At 51.2% G+C, this 18,725-nt stretch carries 17 protein-coding genes and 1 tRNA gene; 16 read left to right on the top strand and 2 right to left on the bottom strand.

Translation table 11 applies throughout. The features are described 5' to 3' along the window. The first annotated feature begins 53 nt into the window (after positions 1-53). The 12 genes from uvrB to LPW40_RS12505 all read left to right on the top strand — a co-directional run bounded on the left by uvrB (position 54) and on the right by LPW40_RS12505 (position 14,834). The gene (gene uvrB, locus LPW40_RS12560) at positions 54-2,024 is read left to right on the top strand and encodes an excinuclease ABC subunit UvrB (RefSeq protein WP_230822591.1); all 1,971 of its coding nucleotides are present in this window, start codon (positions 54-56) and stop codon (positions 2,022-2,024) included. Positions 2,025-2,029: 5 nt separating this feature from the next. Continuing rightward, positions 2,030-4,882 (top strand): excinuclease ABC subunit UvrA, encoded by a 2,853-nt coding sequence (gene uvrA / locus LPW40_RS12555; protein ID WP_230822590.1) that lies wholly within the window; start codon positions 2,030-2,032, stop codon positions 4,880-4,882. Further along, complete coding sequence (locus LPW40_RS12550; RefSeq protein ID WP_230822589.1) at positions 4,872-6,065, top strand: DUF4097 family beta strand repeat-containing protein; 1,194 nt, start codon at positions 4,872-4,874, stop codon at positions 6,063-6,065. The genes uvrA and LPW40_RS12550 overlap by 11 nt, the downstream gene beginning before the upstream one ends. 102 nt (positions 6,066-6,167) lie before the next feature. After that, the gene (gene hprK / locus LPW40_RS12545; RefSeq protein ID WP_230822588.1) at positions 6,168-7,106 is read left to right on the top strand and encodes an HPr(Ser) kinase/phosphatase; all 939 of its coding nucleotides are present in this window, start codon (positions 6,168-6,170) and stop codon (positions 7,104-7,106) included. Further along, positions 7,096-8,004, top strand: a complete 909-nt coding sequence (gene lgt, locus LPW40_RS12540; RefSeq protein ID WP_230822587.1) for a prolipoprotein diacylglyceryl transferase — start codon at positions 7,096-7,098, stop codon at positions 8,002-8,004. The genes hprK and lgt overlap by 11 nt, the downstream gene beginning before the upstream one ends. 1 nt (position 8,005) lies before the next feature. Further along, a complete protein-coding gene (locus LPW40_RS12535; protein WP_230822586.1) occupies positions 8,006-8,494 on the top strand; it encodes an acyltransferase in 489 nt (162 codons plus the stop codon). Beyond that, the gene (locus tag LPW40_RS12530; protein WP_230822585.1) at positions 8,487-9,908 is read left to right on the top strand and encodes a tetratricopeptide repeat protein; all 1,422 of its coding nucleotides are present in this window, start codon (positions 8,487-8,489) and stop codon (positions 9,906-9,908) included. The genes LPW40_RS12535 and LPW40_RS12530 overlap by 8 nt, the downstream gene beginning before the upstream one ends. A gap of 84 nt (positions 9,909-9,992) precedes the next feature. Next, complete coding sequence (gene trxB, locus LPW40_RS12525) at positions 9,993-10,922, top strand: thioredoxin-disulfide reductase (protein WP_230822584.1); 930 nt, start codon at positions 9,993-9,995, stop codon at positions 10,920-10,922. 170 nt (positions 10,923-11,092) lie between these two features. Continuing rightward, positions 11,093-11,977, top strand: a complete 885-nt coding sequence (gene rapZ, locus LPW40_RS12520; protein WP_269063332.1) for an RNase adapter RapZ — start codon at positions 11,093-11,095, stop codon at positions 11,975-11,977. Next, positions 11,964-12,959 carry a gluconeogenesis factor YvcK family protein gene (locus LPW40_RS12515; protein WP_230822583.1) on the top strand — a complete coding sequence of 332 codons (996 nt, stop codon included), beginning with the start codon at positions 11,964-11,966 and terminating at the stop codon, positions 12,957-12,959. Before rapZ ends, LPW40_RS12515 begins: the two co-directional genes overlap by 14 nt. A 10-nt stretch (positions 12,960-12,969) precedes the next feature. After that, positions 12,970-13,917 (top strand): DNA-binding protein WhiA, encoded by a 948-nt coding sequence (gene whiA, locus LPW40_RS12510; protein ID WP_230822582.1) that lies wholly within the window; start codon positions 12,970-12,972, stop codon positions 13,915-13,917. A gap of 170 nt (positions 13,918-14,087) precedes the next feature. Beyond that, entirely contained in the window at positions 14,088-14,834 is a 747-nt protein-coding gene (locus LPW40_RS12505) for a SurA N-terminal domain-containing protein (RefSeq protein ID WP_230822581.1), read from the top strand. A 311-nt stretch (positions 14,835-15,145) separates the two neighbouring features. Here the strand turns inward: LPW40_RS12505 and LPW40_RS12500 are convergent, their stop codons facing one another. After that, a complete protein-coding gene (locus LPW40_RS12500; RefSeq protein WP_230822580.1) occupies positions 15,146-16,060 on the bottom strand; it encodes a TIGR01777 family oxidoreductase in 915 nt (304 codons plus the stop codon). A 102-nt stretch (positions 16,061-16,162) separates the two neighbouring features. Further along, the gene (clpP, locus tag LPW40_RS12495; RefSeq protein ID WP_230822579.1) at positions 16,163-16,756 is read right to left on the bottom strand and encodes an ATP-dependent Clp endopeptidase proteolytic subunit ClpP; all 594 of its coding nucleotides are present in this window, start codon (positions 16,754-16,756) and stop codon (positions 16,163-16,165) included. Positions 16,757-16,911: 155 nt separating this feature from the next. Between clpP and LPW40_RS12490 the strand changes: the two genes are divergently transcribed. The 4 genes from LPW40_RS12490 (at position 16,912) to LPW40_RS12475 (ending at position 18,714) form a co-directional block, all read left to right on the top strand. Further along, a tRNA-Arg gene (locus LPW40_RS12490) sits at positions 16,912-16,983 on the top strand. A gap of 214 nt (positions 16,984-17,197) precedes the next feature. Then, positions 17,198-17,989: a threonine/serine exporter family protein gene (locus LPW40_RS12485; RefSeq protein WP_230822578.1), complete on the top strand. Its 792-nt coding sequence runs from the start codon at positions 17,198-17,200 to the stop codon at positions 17,987-17,989. 12 nt (positions 17,990-18,001) lie between these two features. Next, a complete protein-coding gene (locus LPW40_RS12480; RefSeq protein ID WP_230822577.1) occupies positions 18,002-18,454 on the top strand; it encodes a threonine/serine exporter family protein in 453 nt (150 codons plus the stop codon). Positions 18,455-18,462: 8 nt separating this feature from the next. Then, on the top strand, positions 18,463-18,714 hold the full coding sequence (locus LPW40_RS12475; RefSeq protein WP_230822576.1) for a glutaredoxin family protein: 252 nt from the start codon (positions 18,463-18,465) through the stop codon (positions 18,712-18,714). Positions 18,715-18,725 lie beyond the last annotated feature (11 nt).

Raw genomic sequence — 18,725 nt, 5'->3', positions numbered from 1 at the left:
ATGCTCATTTTTTGTTAAAATAAAGTACACGAATATTTTTCGGAGGCGTATTTATGGCTAATTTTGAATTGGTTTCCAAATTTGAGCCGGCAGGCGACCAGCCCAAGGCAATCGAAGAACTGACAAGACAGATCAAGTCGGGCCAGCGGCACCAGACACTCCTTGGTGCCACAGGTACCGGCAAAACATATACTATGAGCCAGATCATCCAAAAGGTGGGCAAGCCCACGCTGATCATCGCGCACAATAAAACACTCGCCGGACAGCTTTACGGCGAATTCAAAGAATTTTTCCCGAATAACAGGGTAGAGTATTTTGTAAGTTATTATGACTATTACCAGCCTGAAGCATACGTGCCCCACACGGATACATTCATCGAAAAGGATGCATCCATCAATGACGAAATCGATAAGCTCAGGCACAGTGCAACGAGCGCTTTATTCGAAAGGGATGATGTCATCATCATCGCTTCGGTCAGCTGCATATACGGCCTCGGTAATCCGGAAGAATACCGCGACATGGTCGTGAGTGTGCGTGTCGGCATGGAGATGGACCGCAACGAATTTTTAAGGAAGCTCGTCGACATCCAGTATTCAAGGAATGACATCGACTTCCAGCGGGGGACGTTCCGGGTGCGCGGCGACATCGTCGAAGTCTTCCCGGCCTCCCGTGATGAACAGTGCATCCGGGTTGAATTCTTCGGTGACGAAGTCGACCGCATCAGGGAGATCAATTACCTGACGGGGGAAGTCCTCCATGAAAGGGAGCACTTCGCCATATTCCCGGCCTCCCACTTCGTCACGCGTGAAGAGAAGATGCGCGTGGCGATCGAGCGCATCGAAAAGGAACTCGAGGAGCGCCTCAAGGAACTGCGCGACGACAATAAACTGCTCGAAGCCCAGCGACTCGAACAGAGGACGAATTACGACCTTGAAATGATGCGGGAGATGGGGTTCTGCTCCGGCATCGAAAACTACTCGGTGCATCTGACGCTGCGCCCGATGGGCTCGACGCCGTATACGCTGATGGATTATTTCGATGATTTCCTCATCATGATCGACGAGTCCCATGTGACGCTCCCTCAGATCAGGGGGATGTTCAACGGGGACAAGGCGCGTAAACAGGTGCTCGTGGACCATGGTTTCAGGCTGCCGAGCGCCCTCGACAACCGGCCGCTGCAGTTCAGTGAATTCGAGGAGAAGGCCCAGCAGCTCCTGTATGTCTCGGCCACGCCGGGTCCGTATGAGCTTGAACACACCGAGAAGATGGTCGAACAGATCATCCGTCCGACCGGGCTGGTCGATCCGACCGTTGATGTCCGTCCGACCGAACACCAGATCGATGATCTGCTCGAGGAAATCGTCAAAAGGAGCGAGCGCAATGAGCGTGTGCTGATCACGACACTGACGAAGAAGATGTCAGAGGACCTCACCACTTATCTGAAGGAGGCGGGCGTGAAAGTCCAGTACCTGCATTCGGAAGTGAAGACGCTCGAACGGATCGAGATCATCCGTGAACTCCGGCTCGGCACTTATGACGTGCTCGTCGGCATCAACCTGCTCCGTGAAGGGCTCGATATACCGGAAGTCTCGCTTGTGGCGATACTCGATGCGGACAAGGAAGGATTCCTCCGCTCGAACCGCTCGCTGATACAGATCATGGGGCGTGCCGCGAGGAACAGCGAGGGCCACGTCATCATGTATGCGGACAAGATCACCGACTCCATGCAGTATGCATTGGATGAAACATCAAGGCGCCGTGAAATCCAGAAAGCCTACAATGAAGAACACGGCATCACACCGACGACCATCAAGAAGGATGTCAGGGAAGCGATCAGCGCAGAAATTGAAGTCAAGGAAGACAGGGAAAAATCGTCAGGCAAGCGGAAGAAGATGACGAAGAAAGAAAGAGAGAAAACAATGGAACAGCTCGAGCGCGAAATGAAGCAGGCGGCCAAGGACCTCGACTTCGAAACGGCTTCAGAGCTGCGCGATGCACTGTTTGAACTCCAGGCAGAAGGGTGAACTCTATGAAAAATAAAAATATAAGCATCAAAGGTGCAAGACAGCATAACTTAAAAGATATCGACGTCGAGATCCCGCGTGACCAGCTCATCGTCATTACGGGACTTTCAGGCTCAGGGAAATCATCGCTCGCCTTCGACACCATCTATGCAGAAGGCCAGCGGCGCTATGTCGAATCATTGAGCGCATATGCCCGGCAGTTTCTGGGGCAGATGGAAAAGCCCGATGTCGATTCGATCGAAGGGCTCTCGCCCGCCATCGCGATCGACCAGAAGACGACGAGCAACAACCCGCGTTCGACGGTTTCGACCATCACTGAAATCTACGATTACCTGAGACTGCTGTATGCGCGTGCAGGCACGCCGTACTGTCCGAACCACGGTGTCGAAATCAGCTCCCAGACGGTCCAGGAAATGGTGGACCGTGTGATGGAACTGCCTGAACGGTCAAAGATCCAGGTGTTCGCACCGATCATCCACGGCAGGAAGGGCCAGCATAAGAAACTGCTGGAATCCCTGAGCAAGGAAGGTTTCGCAAGGGTGCTCGTCGACGGGGAGATTTATGATATCGAAGAAGTGCCTGAACTCAATAAAAACCAGAAGCACAACATCGAGCTCGTCATCGACCGTCTCGTCGTGCGCGACGGTGTGGAAGCACGCCTGGGCGATTCGCTTCAGACAGCGCTCGAAAAAGGTGAAGGCAATATCGTGATCAATGTCATCGACGGGGAGGATATGTTCTTCTCGGAAAACTACGCCTGCCCGCTGTGCGGCTTCACGGTGCCTGAAATGGAGCCGAGGCTGTTTTCATTCAATGCGCCGTACGGTGCATGTAAAGAATGTGACGGGCTCGGGATGAAGATGGCGGTGAACGAGAAGCTCGTCATCCCGGATGACGGACTCACGCTTGAAGAGGGTGCCCTCGTCCCGTGGGAACCGATCTCCTCCGGCTATTATCCGCAGCTTTTGAAGCAGACATGCGAGCATTTCAACATCGATATGGGCACACCTTTCAAGGCGCTCAGCAGGAAGGAAAAGAATCTTTTATTGTACGGTGCGAAAGGTGAAGTCGTCACTTACAGGTTCAGGCAGGAGAACGGCGTTGAGCGGACGAGGAAGATGCCGTTTGAAGGTGTCGTCAACAATATAGAACGCAGATACCGGGAGAGCCCTTCCGAATATACGCGGGACGTCATGAGCCGCTATATGCGGGAGACGGCATGCCAGTCATGTAAAGGTTACCGCCTCAGTGATGAGGCGCTGGCCGTCAAAGTTGACGGGCGCCATATCGGTGAAAGCGTCGACCAGCCTGTCAATGATGCACTGGCCTTTTTCAGCGACCTTGAGCTGTCACGTCAGAACCGCTCCATCGCGGCACCGATACTGAAGGAGATCAATGAAAGGCTCCTGTTCCTCCGGAATGTGGGGCTCGATTATCTGACATTGAACCGGAGAAGCGGTACGTTATCCGGCGGCGAGGCACAGCGCATCCGTCTGGCAACACAGATCGGCTCTAGATTGAGCGGCGTATTATACATCCTGGATGAACCTTCGATCGGCCTCCATCAGCGGGACAATGAGCGCCTCATCAGCACATTGAAGGATATGCGGGACCTCGGCAACACCCTGATCGTCGTCGAGCACGACGAGGACACGATGCTTGCAAGCGACTATCTGATCGACATCGGACCGGGTGCAGGTGAGCACGGCGGGGAGATCATGGCTTCCGGCACGCCTGAAGAAGTCATGCATGATGATAATTCGATCACGGGCCTTTATTTGAGCGGGAAGCGCCAAATACCGCTTCCGGAAGACTACCGCAAGCCCGACCCTGAGCGGATGATCCGCATCAGGGGTGCGCGCGAAAACAATCTGAAGAACATCGATGTGGATATACCGATGGGCGTGATGAACCTTGTGACGGGCGTATCAGGGTCCGGCAAGAGCACACTCATCAACGAAATCGTCTATAAGGCGCTGCATCAGGAGCTGTATAAATCCAAGCAGATTCCTGGCGAACATGACAGCATCACGATGCCCGACAAACTCGAGAAGATCATCGACATCGACCAGTCGCCGATCGGCCGGACGCCGCGGAGCAACCCGGCGACATATACGGGTGTCTTCGACGATGTCCGGGATGTGTTCGCACAGACGAATGAAGCGAAAGTGCGCGGTTACCAGAAAGGCCGGTTCAGCTTCAACGTGAAGGGCGGACGCTGCGAGGCCTGCAGGGGCGACGGCATCATCAAGATCGAGATGCATTTCCTCCCCGATGTCTTCGTACCGTGTGAAGTGTGCGACGGCAAACGTTACAACCGTGAGACGCTCGAAGTCAAATACAAGGATAAGAGCATTGCGGACGTCCTTGAAATGACGGCGGAAGAAGCATTCTACTTCTTTGAAAACCTCCCGAAGATCAAGCGCAAGATCAAGACGCTCGTCGATGTCGGCCTCGGTTATGTCCGCCTCGGACAGCCGGCGACGACGCTGTCGGGCGGGGAGGCGCAGCGTGTCAAGCTTGCCTCCGAACTGCACAAACGCTCGAACGGGCGCTCGCTTTATATACTGGACGAACCGACGACCGGCCTCCATTCCGAGGACATAGGGAAGCTGATCAAAGTGCTCCAGAGGCTGGTGGACAACGGGGACACGGTGATCATCATCGAACACAACCTCGATGTGATCAAAGTGGCGGATAATATCATCGATCTGGGTCCTGAAGGTGGTGTCGGTGGCGGAACAATTGTCGTTGATGGTACAATTGAAGATGTCATAAACGAGCCGGAGAGCCATACGGGGCATCATCTAAAAAAATGGTTGAACAGAAACCATCAGGAGGTTAATCATGGACAGTAAAGAACGTATTTTGAAGATGTTAGAAGAGGGCAAGATCACTTCCGAAGAAGCCATACGCCTCATGGAAACCATGGACAAGAGGGAAAATACGGACCAGTCGACTTCCGCAGATGACGCTGAGCAGAAGAAGAAGACCGGTGATGAGTACTGGGACGGCGGGATGGTCAACGACCTCTTCCAGCAGTTCATGGGTGAGGTCAACAAATACGTGAAGCCTGATAAACTGAACAAGACCTACAAGGACGTCAATGAGCGGGCCAGCAGGACATATCAGGATATGAGGACGAGGTTCGACAGCAACCAGCAGGCCTCACAGGTGTTCAAATCCGTGGAGCGCGCCTTCGATTCCGTCAAAAACACGAACTTCGATTCGGTGTTTTCAGGCGGTGCAAAAAACCGGCTGATCGAAACACTGGATGAACCGTTCTCTTCGATATCACTCGATATCACGAACGGCGACATCAAGATCGTGCCGACGGACCGCGTGCAGACTGCAAAATTTGAAGTGACGCCTTTCTACAGGAAGCTCGACACCAAAAGGAACTACTTCCAGGACATCATATGTGAAGTCAAAAATGATGAGCTGATCATCGTCTCGGATATCCGGGCGGCGAAAGTGAATGTCGAACTCAACCTGAGCCCGGAGAACATAAGGCGGATGATCGTGACCGGTTCGAACGGCAACATCTTCCTGAAAGACCAGGAAATCAAGGATCTCACGGTCGATGTGCTGAACGGCAACGTCAAACTTGAAGATACGGTGACGGATAACGCCTTCGTCCGGACTTCAAAAGGGAACATCTCCGTTGAAAGGGGCGCTTACGGCAATGTGGAGCTGATATCGATGGTCGGAACGATCAATACCGATCAGTTCAATGCAAAGGACATCACGGTGTCGGCCAACGGTTCCGTGAACATGACGCTCCAGAGCACGACGGAATCCGCCACGATCACCACCAACATGGGCAGCGTCAATTTGAGCATCCCGCAGGGACGCCCGCTGGAAGGCAGGCTTTCAACCGTGGTGGGTCAGCTGAACTATCCGCCTGAAGTGGACGCGAGGTTCATGAAACACCAGGACTTCGGCCTGAAGGAATTGATGCTTGTGAATGATTCGGATGAGCCCGGACTGTTCATAGAAGTCAGCACAAAGTTCGGCAGTGTAACTTTGCACAGAAGTTGATGATTGATGAAAAAGGCCGGGATATTCCGGCCCTTTTTATTTTGCTGCGGCTGTTTTTGGGGTAAGATGATACATAACATTAGGAATTCAAGAGGTGATTACATGTTGACGGTACACGAACTGGTTGAACAGTTCACTTTGAAGGTGGTGGCGGGCAATGACGGTCTGACCAACGAAATCAAAAATTACGATATATCACGTCCGGCACTGGAAATCGGGGGCTATTTCTCCCACTATTCATCGGACCGGGTGCAGATCCTCGGTATGACGGAGATCTCATTCTTCGAGAGGATGCTTACGGATAAAGACCGCGAAGACCGCTCGAAACGCCTCTGCCGCAAGGAGACGCCATGCATCGTGCTGGCCCGTCAGCTGCCCCCGCCGCTGGAGCTGATAGAAGCATGTAACGCCAGCAACACACCCCTCCTTGTCACCGATGCCAACACGACAACGTTTTACTCAAAGCTTTCAAACTATCTCGAAAAAGCGCTGGCGCCGGAGACGAACATGCATGGGGTGCTCGTCGATGTATACGGGATCGGTGTGCTGATCACCGGGGAGAGCGGCATCGGCAAGAGTGAAACCGCACTTGAACTGGTGAAGAACGGGCACCGCCTGGTCGCCGATGACAACGTGGAAATCAAGGAAGTCTCGGATAACGTCCTGATGGGCAGTGCGCCGAAGCTCATCCAGAACCTGCTTGAAATACGCGGCCTCGGAATCATCAATGTGATGACCCTGTTCGGGGCAGGCTGCATACTGGCGGAGAAGAGGATCATGCTGAACGTCAACCTGGAGCCCTGGGAGAAGGGCAAGGATTATGACAGGGTCGGGCTCGACAGGAAGAAACTTTCGATATTGAATTCCGAAATCGAGATGCGGACCATCCCGATCCGCCCGGGCAGAAGCCTCGCCGGCATCATCGAAGTGGCCGCGATGAACTACCGCCTGCGCCACATGGGGTATGACGCGGCGGCGGAATTCAATGACCGGCTGAACAAGCAGATCAAGCTCAACGGAGGACTGGAAAATGATTTATAATATACAGCCGCTCGACCCCGTGCTCATCTCCCTCGGTCCGCTGGACCTCAGATGGTACGGTGTCATCATAGCATTCGGCATGCTGATCGGCTTCCTCATCGCGAACCGGGAAGCGAATAAGAAGAACATGCCTGAAGGCATGTTCGTCGATCTGATGTTTTACATAATATTATTCTCCCTGATCGGGGCGAGATTGTACTATGTCCTGTTCAACCTGGACTACTACCTTCAGGATCCGATCTCAATAATAATGGTCAATGAAGGCGGCATGGCGATCCACGGCGGGCTGATCGGGGGCATACTCGCCGGCCTCATATACTGCCGCAGGAAGAACTTGAGCTTCTTCCAGGTGGCGGACATCGCGGCACCGAGCCTGATCCTCGGGCAGGCGATCGGCAGATGGGGCAACTTCATGAACCAGGAGGCCCATGGCGGCGAAGTGACGCGGGGCTTCCTTGAATCACTGATGCTCCCTGAATTCATCATCAACCAGATGTACATCGACGGCAGCTACTACCATCCGACATTCCTGTACGAATCGGTATGGAACATCATCGGTTTCGTCATCCTGCTGCTGCTCAGGCCGAAGCTCAAAATCGGCCAGACGATGCTGCTCTACCTGATCTACTACTCGGTCGGCCGCTTCTTCATAGAAGGCATGCGCACCGACAGCCTGATGATCGGGGACCTGCTCAGGACCGCACAGGTCGTTTCAATACTCACCATCATCATAGCCATCGCCATATGGATCTACCGCAGCAATAAATACAACCTGCCGAAATACGGTGAGGTGGACGGCATTTACGATCCGGACGGCAAACGCCGGAAAAAACGTTCCGGACCGAAAGGACAGACTGTAAGCAAGAATCATAATAAGAAACATAAAAGGAAGAAATGATATGAGGAATACGACACGCTACAAAGTCGGGAAATATAATCCACTATGGAATCTGTACAGGACGGTCTCGTTCTTTAAAGTCGTCAAAAACTTCATCATCATCGAAATCGGGCGTTACTGCCCGTCCACAAAACTGAAGCACCTCCTGTACCGGAAATTTTTGAAGATGGATCTCGGGGAGAAGGTCTCATTTGCCTATAAGGCGATGCCGGACCTCATGCACCCCGAGCGGATCCACATTGGCAACAACAGCATAATCGGTTATAATACTGTAATATTGACCCATGAATATTTAGTAGATGAATACAGGCTCGGGGATGTCCATATCGGGGACAATACGATGATCGGCGCAAACGTGACCGTCCTGCCGGGCGTCACCATCGGCAGTAATTCAAGCGTCGGTGCAGGTGCCGTCGTGTCGAAGGATATCCCGGATGATTCGAGCTGTTATGGGAATCCACTTGTGATAAGGAGCAATATAAATGAATGATAGAAAAGTAATCCCCTTCAATCAAAGTGGTTCGTTTTACTTCAATCAAGGACTTAAAAAAATAGATCAGCAGAAAAAGGGCGATGCCCTGAAGAACTTCGAGAAGGCATATAATGCAGATGAAGATAATCTCGCTTATTTGTCACAGTATGTATATCTGCTCGCAGAAAATGGAAGGCATGCTGAAGCTGAATATTTACTGATCAACAAATTCATTCAGCATCAATATGATGCTGAATTTTATTTTATACTCAGCCAGCTGTTCGTCATCACGAACGACCCCAATAAGGCTTTCCTGTTCGGTGTGGAATATGCGAAGCATTTCCCGGAGGCGGGGTATCATGAGGAGCTCGAAGACATGTTCGAGCTCGCAATCGAGGATGAGGAGGAAGTTGAGAAGGAAGCGGAGCGGTTCGTCAGCCACCACATCTTCCAGCACCTCTTCATGAACGCCCGCATAGAGGAATCGCTTGAATACTTGTCGATGCTCCCACTCTACCTTCAGGAGGAACGCACTTTCAGGAACCTGAAGGCGATGGCCTACCTGTTTTTGAATAAATTTGATGAAGCATATGAACTGCTGCGGCAGCTGCACATGGAGGACAAGACCGATATGCATGCCCTCAGCCATCTCACGCTGCTCTACTACCATACGGGCCGGGAGGCGGAATTTGAAGCCAACTTGAAGAAGATGGAAGTGGTCGAACCGCTCGATGATGATTCCAGGTTCAAAGTCGGCCTTGTGCTCAACTTCCTTAAACAGTACGCAAGATCTTATGAACTCCTGTACCCGCTGTATAAAAATCAGCAGTACATCAGCTTCCAGCTGCTGCATGCACTGAGCTTTGCGAGCTATCACACAGGCCGGGAGGAAGAGGCGCGGATGTTCTGGGAGAAGATGCAGAACTTCCATGCGGTCAGTGAAGTATACAGCCCCTGGGAGAAAGAGCGGGCGGCGGATCTGATCACCGTCACGGCCGAAACCCACCTTCATGAGGATGATGTCCATCTGAGGCTGCTCGGCCTTTACAAGCTGCACCTCATCAGGCCGAGGGAAGCGATACTCGGCCATACTGTATGGGAAACGATCGAAGGGCTGGATGATTATGAAAAGCTGTATGTCACTTTCCTTTTCCAGGGCGTCAAGCTCGTCAGGCTCGGGAAGATGCACAGCGGCCTCGAGATATTGAGGGGTGCCGGGTATGAGGGGGATGAAGATCTGCTGCAGTGGATTGACACTTTCCATCTTTTATACGACAGGATCAAAGATTTTGAAGATATTGCCTCGCTCGTTGCAGCGACGGTTTATTTATATCCAAAGGGCAGAAAGATCACGAAAAAAAGCATGACGGAAGAATTCGGGATCACTTCATACAGGCTGAACAAAGCGATCGGAATGATCAAGCAGATATGATGAAAATGCCCTTGGAAATGTTTATAATATTGAATGGTATGAAATGACAACTGAAATGATCATCAGAAAGTTAGGAGATTTGAAATGGCGGAAGAAAAAGTACATGATGTTGTAATAATCGGTGCCGGACCGGCGGGCATGACAGCTGCCGTCTATGCATCGAGGGCCAATCTGGATACGGTGATGCTTGAAAGAGGCGTACCGGGCGGACAGATGGCAAACACTGAAGATGTTGAAAACTATCCGGGATTTGATTTCATCACGGGACCGGAATTATCTTCAAAAATGTTTGAACATGCACAGAAATTCGGTGCACAGTATAAATATGGCGACATCAAGTCGGTGGAGGACCACGGGGAATACAAAATCCTGAAGACATCCTCCGAGGAAATCAAGACGAAGACGGTCATCATCGCAACGGGTGCAGAGTACAAGAAGATCGGCGTACCGGGCGAAGACACACTCGCAGGACGCGGTGTGAGCTACTGTGCGGTCTGTGACGGCGCGTTCTTCAAAGAGCGTGAACTCGTCGTGATCGGCGGCGGCGACTCGGCTGTGGAAGAGGGCGTGTACCTGACGAAGTTCGCAAGCAAGGTGACGATCGTCCACAGGCGCAATGAGCTGCGTGCCCAGAAAATCCTTCAGGACCGTGCATTCAAAAATGAAAAGATCGAATTCATTTGGGATACGGAACTGCAGACGATCAACGGGGATGACAAAGTCAAGAGTGTGACGCTCCTCGATAAAAACACCGGAAACAAATATGATTACGACGCGGACGGGGTGTTCGTCTACATCGGCATGAAGCCTTTGACGCAGCCGTTCCAAGATCTCGGCATCCTGAATGAACTGAACTATATAGAGGCGAACTCCGAAATGGAGACGAGTGTTCCCGGCATCTTTGCGGCCGGTGACGTGATCGACAAGACGCTCCGTCAGATCGTCACAGCAACAGGCGACGGCAGCATCGCCGCAGAAAACGCCCAGAAGTATATCGAAACGCTGGCGGACTGACCGCTGAAGAAGGCAAACTGAAATGTTTTGCCTTCTTTTTGCTTTGCTTTCATGGGAGGCGGGGCGCAGGGGACGGTGGATGCGATTGTGATATCGCCGTCTGTATGCTTTAGTTCGGGTAATTAATCATGTAAAATGAAGTAAGAATAAAAAAACAGGATGTGGAGCCATTGAAGAATTTGATCATTCTCACAGGTATGAGCGGATCCGGGAAATCCGTCGCGCTGGAAGCACTGGAAGATATGGATATCTTCTGCATCGATAATCTGCCGCCGATACTGATTCCAAAAATAGTCGATCTGATGGAGACGACCGAGGGCAGGATGGACAACGTCGGACTCGGCATCGACCTCCGGGGCAAGGAACTATTCGATACACTCATATCCGAACTTGAAAAAGTGCAGGATAACCCGCACATCAACCTTAAAATCATCTTCCTCGACACGACGAACGAAAAACTTGTCGCACGCTACAAGGAGACGAGGCGTTCCCACCCGCTGGATCACGGCATGAACGTCCTGCAGGCGATCCAAAAAGAGCGGAAACTGCTCGATGAATTGAAATACAGAGCAGGCACGATCATCGATACGACCGAATTGAAGCCGAAGGAGCTGCGTGCCAGAATGTTCGAGGAAATCACCGGCGACGGGGATGGCGGCTTCAGCGTCAATATACTGAGTTTCGGTTTCAAGCACGGCGTGCCGATAGATGCAGACCTCATGTTTGATGTGCGCTTCCTCCCGAACCCGCATTATGTGGATGCGCTCCAGCCCTACACAGGGCTTGACGAGCCGGTCTATAACTATGTGATGGGCTTCAAGGAAACCAATATATTCTATACGAAACTGCTGGATATGGTCCGTTACCTCCTCCCGCAGTATTTAAGGGAAGGGAAATCGCAACTGGTCATCGGCATCGGCTGTACAGGCGGCCAGCATCGTTCTGTCGCGCTAGCGGAACGGCTGGCAGATGAGCTCCGGGAATACTACGACTTCAAAATAGTGACAGAACACCGGGATGCTCTGATAGAAGGCGTCAGAAATGAACAAAATTAGAGTCACACTGGTCGGCGGCGGCACCGGATTGAGTGTTTTAGCGCGTGGTTTGAGGCAGTATCCGGTGGAAGTTTCAGCAATCGTCTCCGTCGCCGATGACGGCGGCTCCACAGGCATCATACGCGACCAGATCGATATGCCCGCACCGGGTGACATACGGAATGTGATGTCCGCCTTATCCGATGTGGAATCGAAGCTTGAGAGCCTGTTCAATTACAGATTCAAGAAAAACGAAATCAGCGGCCATGCCCTGGGGAACCTGATGCTTGCGGCTATGTACGATATGACGGGGGACTTTGCGCTCGCTGTCGAAGAGCTCAGCGTCATCCTCAACGTGCGCGGCACGGTCATCCCATCGACCAATTTCAGCCCGAAGCTCGCTGCCCGCATGCAGGATGACTCGATCATCATCGGTGAGAGCTACATACCGAAAGTCCACCAGCAGATTTCGGAAGTGTTCCTGCTGCCGAAAGATACGATTGCGACCCCCGAGGCCGTCCAGGCGATCGAAGAAGCGGACATCATCGTCCTCGGGCCCGGCAGCCTCTATACGAGCATCATCCCGAACCTGCTCCCTTCAGGGATGAAGGAGGCCCTCATCAGCTCCGAATGCACAAAAGTCTATGTGTCCAACATCATGACCCAGGTGGGCGAAACGATCGGTTATACGGCTTCCGACCACCTTCAGGCGATCAACAGGCACATGGGCGAGAATATCTTCGATTACATCATCCAGAATGAAAGGAACATCACATCCGACGTATCCGACTACTACAAGGAGAACGGGATGTCCGTCGTGACGAGTGATCAGAAGGAACTTGAGGAAATGGGCGTCTCCGTCCTCACGCATGAAAATCTCGTGAGTGTCGATTCCGACGGGGCAGTCAGGCATAACAACGATGTGATCGCAGAAATGATTTACGATATTGCACTGAAGGAGATCGGCACATTGCAGTATCGCGCGAATAAAGATCAAAGTTAGGGTTGATGAAATGTCATTTGCATCAGATATGAAAAATGAACTTACACGTGTTGATGTGGATACATGCTGCAAGAAGAGTGAATTATCCGCGCTGATCAAGATGAACGGTGCGCTCAGCTTTTTCGACGGCGACTGGATCATCAACGTACAGACCGAAAATGCGGCGATTGCACGCCGCATATTCTCACTTATCAAAAAAGTGTATGGTGTGGATATAGAGCTGCTCGTCCGCAAAAAGATGAAGCTGAAGAAGAACAACGTCTATATCAGCAGGGTGAAAAAGGATGCACATAAAGTCCTCAAAGACTTGAACATCATCGAAAACGGCATGATCATCCATACAATCGATGAGGATATCAAGAAGAAGGAATGCTGCATCCGAAGCTATTTGAGGGGGGCGTTCCTTGCCGGCGGCTCGGTGAACAACCCGGAAACCTCCGCCTATCACCTTGAGATCGCCTCGCTCTATGAAGATCATGCCATCGCCCTGACCGAGCTGATGAACGGCTATGATCTGAATGCAAAATATATAGAGCGCAAACGCGGCTATATCACCTACTTGAAGGGCGCCGAAAAGATTGCGGAATTCCTGAGCCTGATCGGCGGTTATCAGGCGCTTTTGAAGTTTGAAGATGTCCGCATCGTCCGTGATATGAGGAACTCGGTGAACAGGCTGGTCAACTGCGAGACGGCAAACCTCAACAAGACCATCAGCGCTGCGATGCGTCAGGTGGAGAACATCCAGCTGATCGACGAAGAGATCGGCATCGATGAACTGCCGGAAAGGCTGCAGGAAATCGCAAGGCTGAGGGTTGAGCATCAGGATGTCTCCTTAAAGGAGCTCGGCGAGATGATGTCATCGGGTGCGATTTCGAAGTCCGGCGTCAATCACAGGCTGAGGAAGCTCGACAACATCGCAGAAAAGATCAGAAGCGGCGAGACAATAGATTTCAAATAGCCGATGGTTTTTATTTTCCCGGAATGGTGATGCCTCCGGGAATTTAATTTTGACACCGGATGGTCATATTTGGAAGGGAATATTCACGGGAGAGATACCATTTGAATTGAAATGGAATGCTCCTGTGGTAAAATGACGGACGATAACGATTTGGAAGGTAGGAAACAATAATGAAGAAATGGTTGATGATGATAACGGCTGCGGCCACGATGTCACTTGTCGCTGCATGCGGCGATGACAACGCAGAAGAGGCACAGGAAGAGACTGCACAGGAAGGCCATGCAGGCGGAGAGGCAGAAGAGATGCCTGAACCGGATCTTGAAGATGTGCCGGATGTCGTCGCTGAAGTGGAAGGCGAGGAGATCACGAAGGATGAGTTTGAGCAGGTGTATACTCAAGAATTCCAACAGAGGGTCATGATGCAACAGATGACGGGTGAGGAAATCGATGAGGGTGCTTTGAAGGAGCAGGTTGTAGAAAGGCTAGTTTCTAACGAATTATTATTACAAGAAGCGGAAAGCCGAGATATGGAAGCATCTGAGGAAGAGATTGATGAGATTATTGATCAACTTATAGAAATAAATGGTATGGAATCGGAAGATGAATATATCAGTGCTGTGGAAGAAAGCGGCATGAGTGAAGAAGAACTGAGGGCGCAAATCGCCGATCAGGTGAAAATGCAACAGCTGATTTCTGAGGAATCCGGCGATACTGAGCCGACCGAGGAAGAGATGCAGGAAGTTTATGACGAGCAGATTGCGGCACGTGAAGATGCCGGAGAAGACTCCGAGGCACCTGAATTCGAAGAAGTGAAGCCGCAGATTGAAGAACAGTTGACGATGGAAAAAGAAGCTGAAGCAGCACAAAATCTTTCAGACGAGCTGCGTGAAGAAGCAGATGTGACGATTCATATTTAATTGCTGATTGTTTGAGTATGACACGAACGGGTGGTTTTCCCTGGTTTCGTGTCACGAATAGCCTCAATATGACACGAGCGGGGAGTTTTTCCGGGTTTCGTGTCACGGACGGCCTCAATATGACACGAGCGGGGACTTTTCCCTGGTTTCATGTCACAAACGACTAAAATATGACATGAACGGGCACTTTTCCCGGCCTTCGTGTCACGAGCGACTGAAATATGACACGAACGAAGACTTTCCCCGACCTTCATGTCACGAAACAAAATAAAGCCCGAGGGACTCATCAAAAGAGTCCCGGCGGGCTTTTTTCATTCTCCGTATATTTCATCTAGGGCGACATCAAGGCTCGGATAGTTGAATTTGAATTCCTGGGCGAGCAGCTTTTGAGGGATGACTTTCTGTCCCTTGACGAGCATTATCGACTGGTCGCCTAAAACTTTTTCGAAGATGAACCCCGGCATATTCACAAAAGTCGGCCTGCCGAGCGCCATGCCGAGGTATTTGGCGAAGTGTGCCTGCCTGAGCGGCGAGGGCGCGGTCATATTGACCGGGCCTGAAAGTTCCGTATCGGCCATCGCGAAAAGGAGTGCGTTGACCAGGTCTTCCACATGGATCCAGCTGTAGTACTGGTCACCTGACCCGATCTTGCCCCCCGCCCCGAATTTGAACGGCAGTGCCATCATCGGCAGCACGCCTTCATCTTTATCGAGCACGAGGCCGAACCTGCCGAGGACGACCCGCGTCCCGAGCGTCTCGAATCTGAGCGCCTGATTTTCCCAGGCGGTCACGACCGACGACAGGAAATTCGAAGGGCTGAATTCATCGTCTTCGGTGTAGCTCACGGTTTCGCTCGTCGGGTAGTAGCCGACGGCACTCGCATTGATCAGGACGCCGGGTTTTATTTCCGCCTGCTCCGCCCAGTTGTAAAGCAGTTTCGTGACATTGATCCTTGAATCGAGGATCGCTTCTTTATGGCTGTCGGTCCACATCTTGCTCAGTGACGCGCCTGCAAAATTGTAGACGGCATCGATATTCATGGGCAGTGATTCCGCAAAACTCAAATCCGTCAGATTGTCCGGGTTGTATTTGATGTAATGGATGAAAGGATGGTCGCTTGTGTGCTCCCCCCGGCTTAATATATAAACGTGGTGCCTGTCTTCCACCAGCGCATCACGCACATGGGAGCCGACCAGGCCGGTGCCTCCAGTCATTAATATGTTCATTGATGGGGTGCCTCCTTAAAATCGTATAGTTTCTAGTCTCATACCCGAAAAGACGACAAAATAAAAGTGCTGCATATCATTTTGATATGCAGCACCAGAATATTATCCCTGAAGCTTTTCAGGTTCCATCACTTCGTCGATCAGGCCGTACTCTTTCGCTTCTTCTGCTGACATGAAGAAGTCGCGGTCGGTGTCCTGTTCGATTTTATCCAGTGACTGGCCTGTTCTCTCAGCGAGGATTTTATTCAATTTTTCACGGGTTTTCAGGATGTGCTTGGCGGCAATCTCGATTTCTGTCGCCTGACCCTGTGCACCGCCGAGCGGCTGGTGGATCATCACTTCGGCGTTCGGCAATGCAAAGCGCTTGCCTTTCGTACCTGCTGCAAGCAGGAATGAACCCATGGAAGCAGCCATGCCGAGGCAGATCGTCTGAACATCCGGTTTGATGTGCTGGATCGTGTCATAGATCGCCATTCCGGCCGTGACGCTGCCGCCCGGTGAGTTGATGTACAGATAAATGTCTTTTTCAGGATCCTGTGCCTGCAGGAATAAAAGCTGGCTCACGACCGAGTTCGCGACATTATCGTCGATCCCTGTCCCGATCATGATGATTCTATCTTTTAATAATCTACTATAAATGTCATAAGCACGCTCTCCGCGATTTGTCTGTTCAATCACTGTAGGTATTAAATTCATGTTTTTCCCTCCGTGTTTTAGTTTTATAATTAATGCTGATTTATTTATATCATATTAGTCAAATAAGGTCAAAAGATAAAACCGGCTTTTCATTTTCAGGATTTATGCTATAATGGTTATGGTCTGAAATACATACCGGCCTGAATATTGATCAGGCCCCCATGGTGTAATGGATAACACGTAAGATTCCGGTTCTTGAGATAGGAGTTCGATTCTCTTTGGGGGCGCTGCGTAAAGTCTTTGGACAGATGATCCAGCCATAATCCTCAAGGGTTATGGCTGTTTTTTTATTTCTTTTGAATGCTTCATGCATACAACGTACCAGAGTGGTGTAATTTTTACAATAAAAATCAATCGCTTCAAATCATCCGGCATCCACTGTATAATTGTGGCTGAAAATGATCCGGGATGCGGGTTTTTATTCACTGTGAAAAGCAGGTGATGAATGTGCTGAATGATATGGAAATTATCGACGAACCCAATGATGACCTGAAGGAAAGCTATGTGCGGGATGTCTTCTTTGTGGCTTTGAACTGCGGCAAGCTGCTCCTTGAGAGCGGTGCGGAGACATACCGCATCGAGGACACGATGATGCGCATATCCAACAGCTACGGCATCAGCAATCCCCAGGTGTTCGTCACACCGACCGTCATCATCTTCTCGATGAATGAGCATGCACTGACGCAGACGGTGCGGATCGATGAACGTGCAAACGACCTCGGCATGGTGAATGTGATCAATAACTTATCCCGCGAGATCACCGCCGGCATGCCGCTTAAATCGGCGATCAGGAAAATTGAGAGGATCCATGAATCACTCGTATTCCCCCTGTGGCTGATGGTGCTCACCGGAGGTATGGTCGGCTTCATGTTCCTCCTGCTGTTCGACGGTGCGCTCATCGATCTGCCGGCTGCGGCATTCGGCGGTGCGCTCGGCGTATTCATAATGGAGGGGATCCTCCGCTTCACGAAGGTCAAATTCTTCACGGAATTCTTCGCGTCCCTGTTCATCGCGCTCACCGCCCACCTCTACTCTACATACGGGCCGGGTGCGAACATGGACACCATCATCATCGCTGCAGTGATGCCTCTTGTGCCAGGGGTCCTGATCACGAATGCGATACGTGAGATGATCCGGGGCCATCTGCTCGCCGGCATCATGAAAGGTGCGGAAGCGACTTTGACTGCATTTGCGATCGGCGCAGGGGTGGCGCTCGTGTTCATGATCATTTAAGGAGGCGGTTGGATGGCGGTGTTCGTTTATCAGTTTATTTTAAGCTTTTTTGCTTCCATGGGTTTCGGCATACTCTTCAATGCGCCGAGGCGGGCGCTCATCAGCTGCGGGCTGACCGGAGCTGCAGGATGGCTTGTATATTTCACTTTCATGGACATGGGAGTGACACAGATCGTTTCGAGCTTTGCGGGTGGCATCGTGCTGACTGCGGTGTCGATCTATAATGCAAGGTACTTGAAGATGCCGCTCGTCATCTTCATCACATGCGGGATCATCCCGCTCGTCCCGGGCGGCATCGCCTACCAGGCGATGCGCAATGTCGTGCTTGAAAACTATCAGCTGGCGATTTCATTCGGTATTGAAGCGGCGCTCATCGCCAGTGCGATCGCGCTCGGCATCATCACATCGGAGATGCTCCATTCACTGGTGAATACGATTTTATCAAAATTAAAGACAGGTGAGTAATTGTGTTAATGTTGGATTATTATATGAGGGAACGGTGCGGATTATGCGATGAGGGTCTCCTGCAGATCAAAGTCGCATTATCGGAGCTCAGGGAGATGGACGTCAGGATCAATAAGATCGACATCGACCATGATGATGCACTGCAGGAAGAGTACATGGTAAGGGTCCCGGTGCTGAAACATGATTCCGAAGTCATCCAGGAGGGCATCCTCGATTTCGTCCAGATCTATGATTATATAAAAGCAATTAAGGGTAAGTAAATAAAGGATAC

Source organism: Salinicoccus halitifaciens (assembly GCF_021026095.1).
Lineage (GTDB): Bacteria > Bacillota > Bacilli > Staphylococcales > Salinicoccaceae > Lacicoccus > Lacicoccus halitifaciens.
The sequence above is the reverse complement of the archived record's forward strand: the minus strand, read 5'-3'. Positions and strand labels throughout refer to the sequence as shown.

Coding starts and splice junctions, on each gene's coding strand:
- uvrB (WP_230822591.1), top strand. CDS start 54: ATGGCTAATTTTGAATTGGTTTCCAAATTTGAGCCGGCAGGCGACCAG.
- uvrA (WP_230822590.1), top strand. CDS start 2,030: ATGAAAAATAAAAATATAAGCATCAAAGGTGCAAGACAGCATAACTTA.
- LPW40_RS12550 (WP_230822589.1), top strand. CDS start 4,872: ATGGACAGTAAAGAACGTATTTTGAAGATGTTAGAAGAGGGCAAGATC.
- hprK (WP_230822588.1), top strand. CDS start 6,168: ATGTTGACGGTACACGAACTGGTTGAACAGTTCACTTTGAAGGTGGTG.
- lgt (WP_230822587.1), top strand. CDS start 7,096: ATGATTTATAATATACAGCCGCTCGACCCCGTGCTCATCTCCCTCGGT.
- LPW40_RS12535 (WP_230822586.1), top strand. CDS start 8,006: ATGAGGAATACGACACGCTACAAAGTCGGGAAATATAATCCACTATGG.
- LPW40_RS12530 (WP_230822585.1), top strand. CDS start 8,487: ATGAATGATAGAAAAGTAATCCCCTTCAATCAAAGTGGTTCGTTTTAC.
- trxB (WP_230822584.1), top strand. CDS start 9,993: ATGGCGGAAGAAAAAGTACATGATGTTGTAATAATCGGTGCCGGACCG.
- LPW40_RS12515 (WP_230822583.1), top strand. CDS start 11,964: ATGAACAAAATTAGAGTCACACTGGTCGGCGGCGGCACCGGATTGAGT.
- whiA (WP_230822582.1), top strand. CDS start 12,970: ATGTCATTTGCATCAGATATGAAAAATGAACTTACACGTGTTGATGTG.
- LPW40_RS12505 (WP_230822581.1), top strand. CDS start 14,088: ATGAAGAAATGGTTGATGATGATAACGGCTGCGGCCACGATGTCACTT.
- LPW40_RS12500 (WP_230822580.1), bottom strand. CDS start 16,060: ATGAACATATTAATGACTGGAGGCACCGGCCTGGTCGGCTCCCATGTG.
- clpP (WP_230822579.1), bottom strand. CDS start 16,756: ATGAATTTAATACCTACAGTGATTGAACAGACAAATCGCGGAGAGCGT.
- LPW40_RS12485 (WP_230822578.1), top strand. CDS start 17,198: ATGAATGTGCTGAATGATATGGAAATTATCGACGAACCCAATGATGAC.
- LPW40_RS12480 (WP_230822577.1), top strand. CDS start 18,002: ATGGCGGTGTTCGTTTATCAGTTTATTTTAAGCTTTTTTGCTTCCATG.
- LPW40_RS12475 (WP_230822576.1), top strand. CDS start 18,463: ATGTTGGATTATTATATGAGGGAACGGTGCGGATTATGCGATGAGGGT.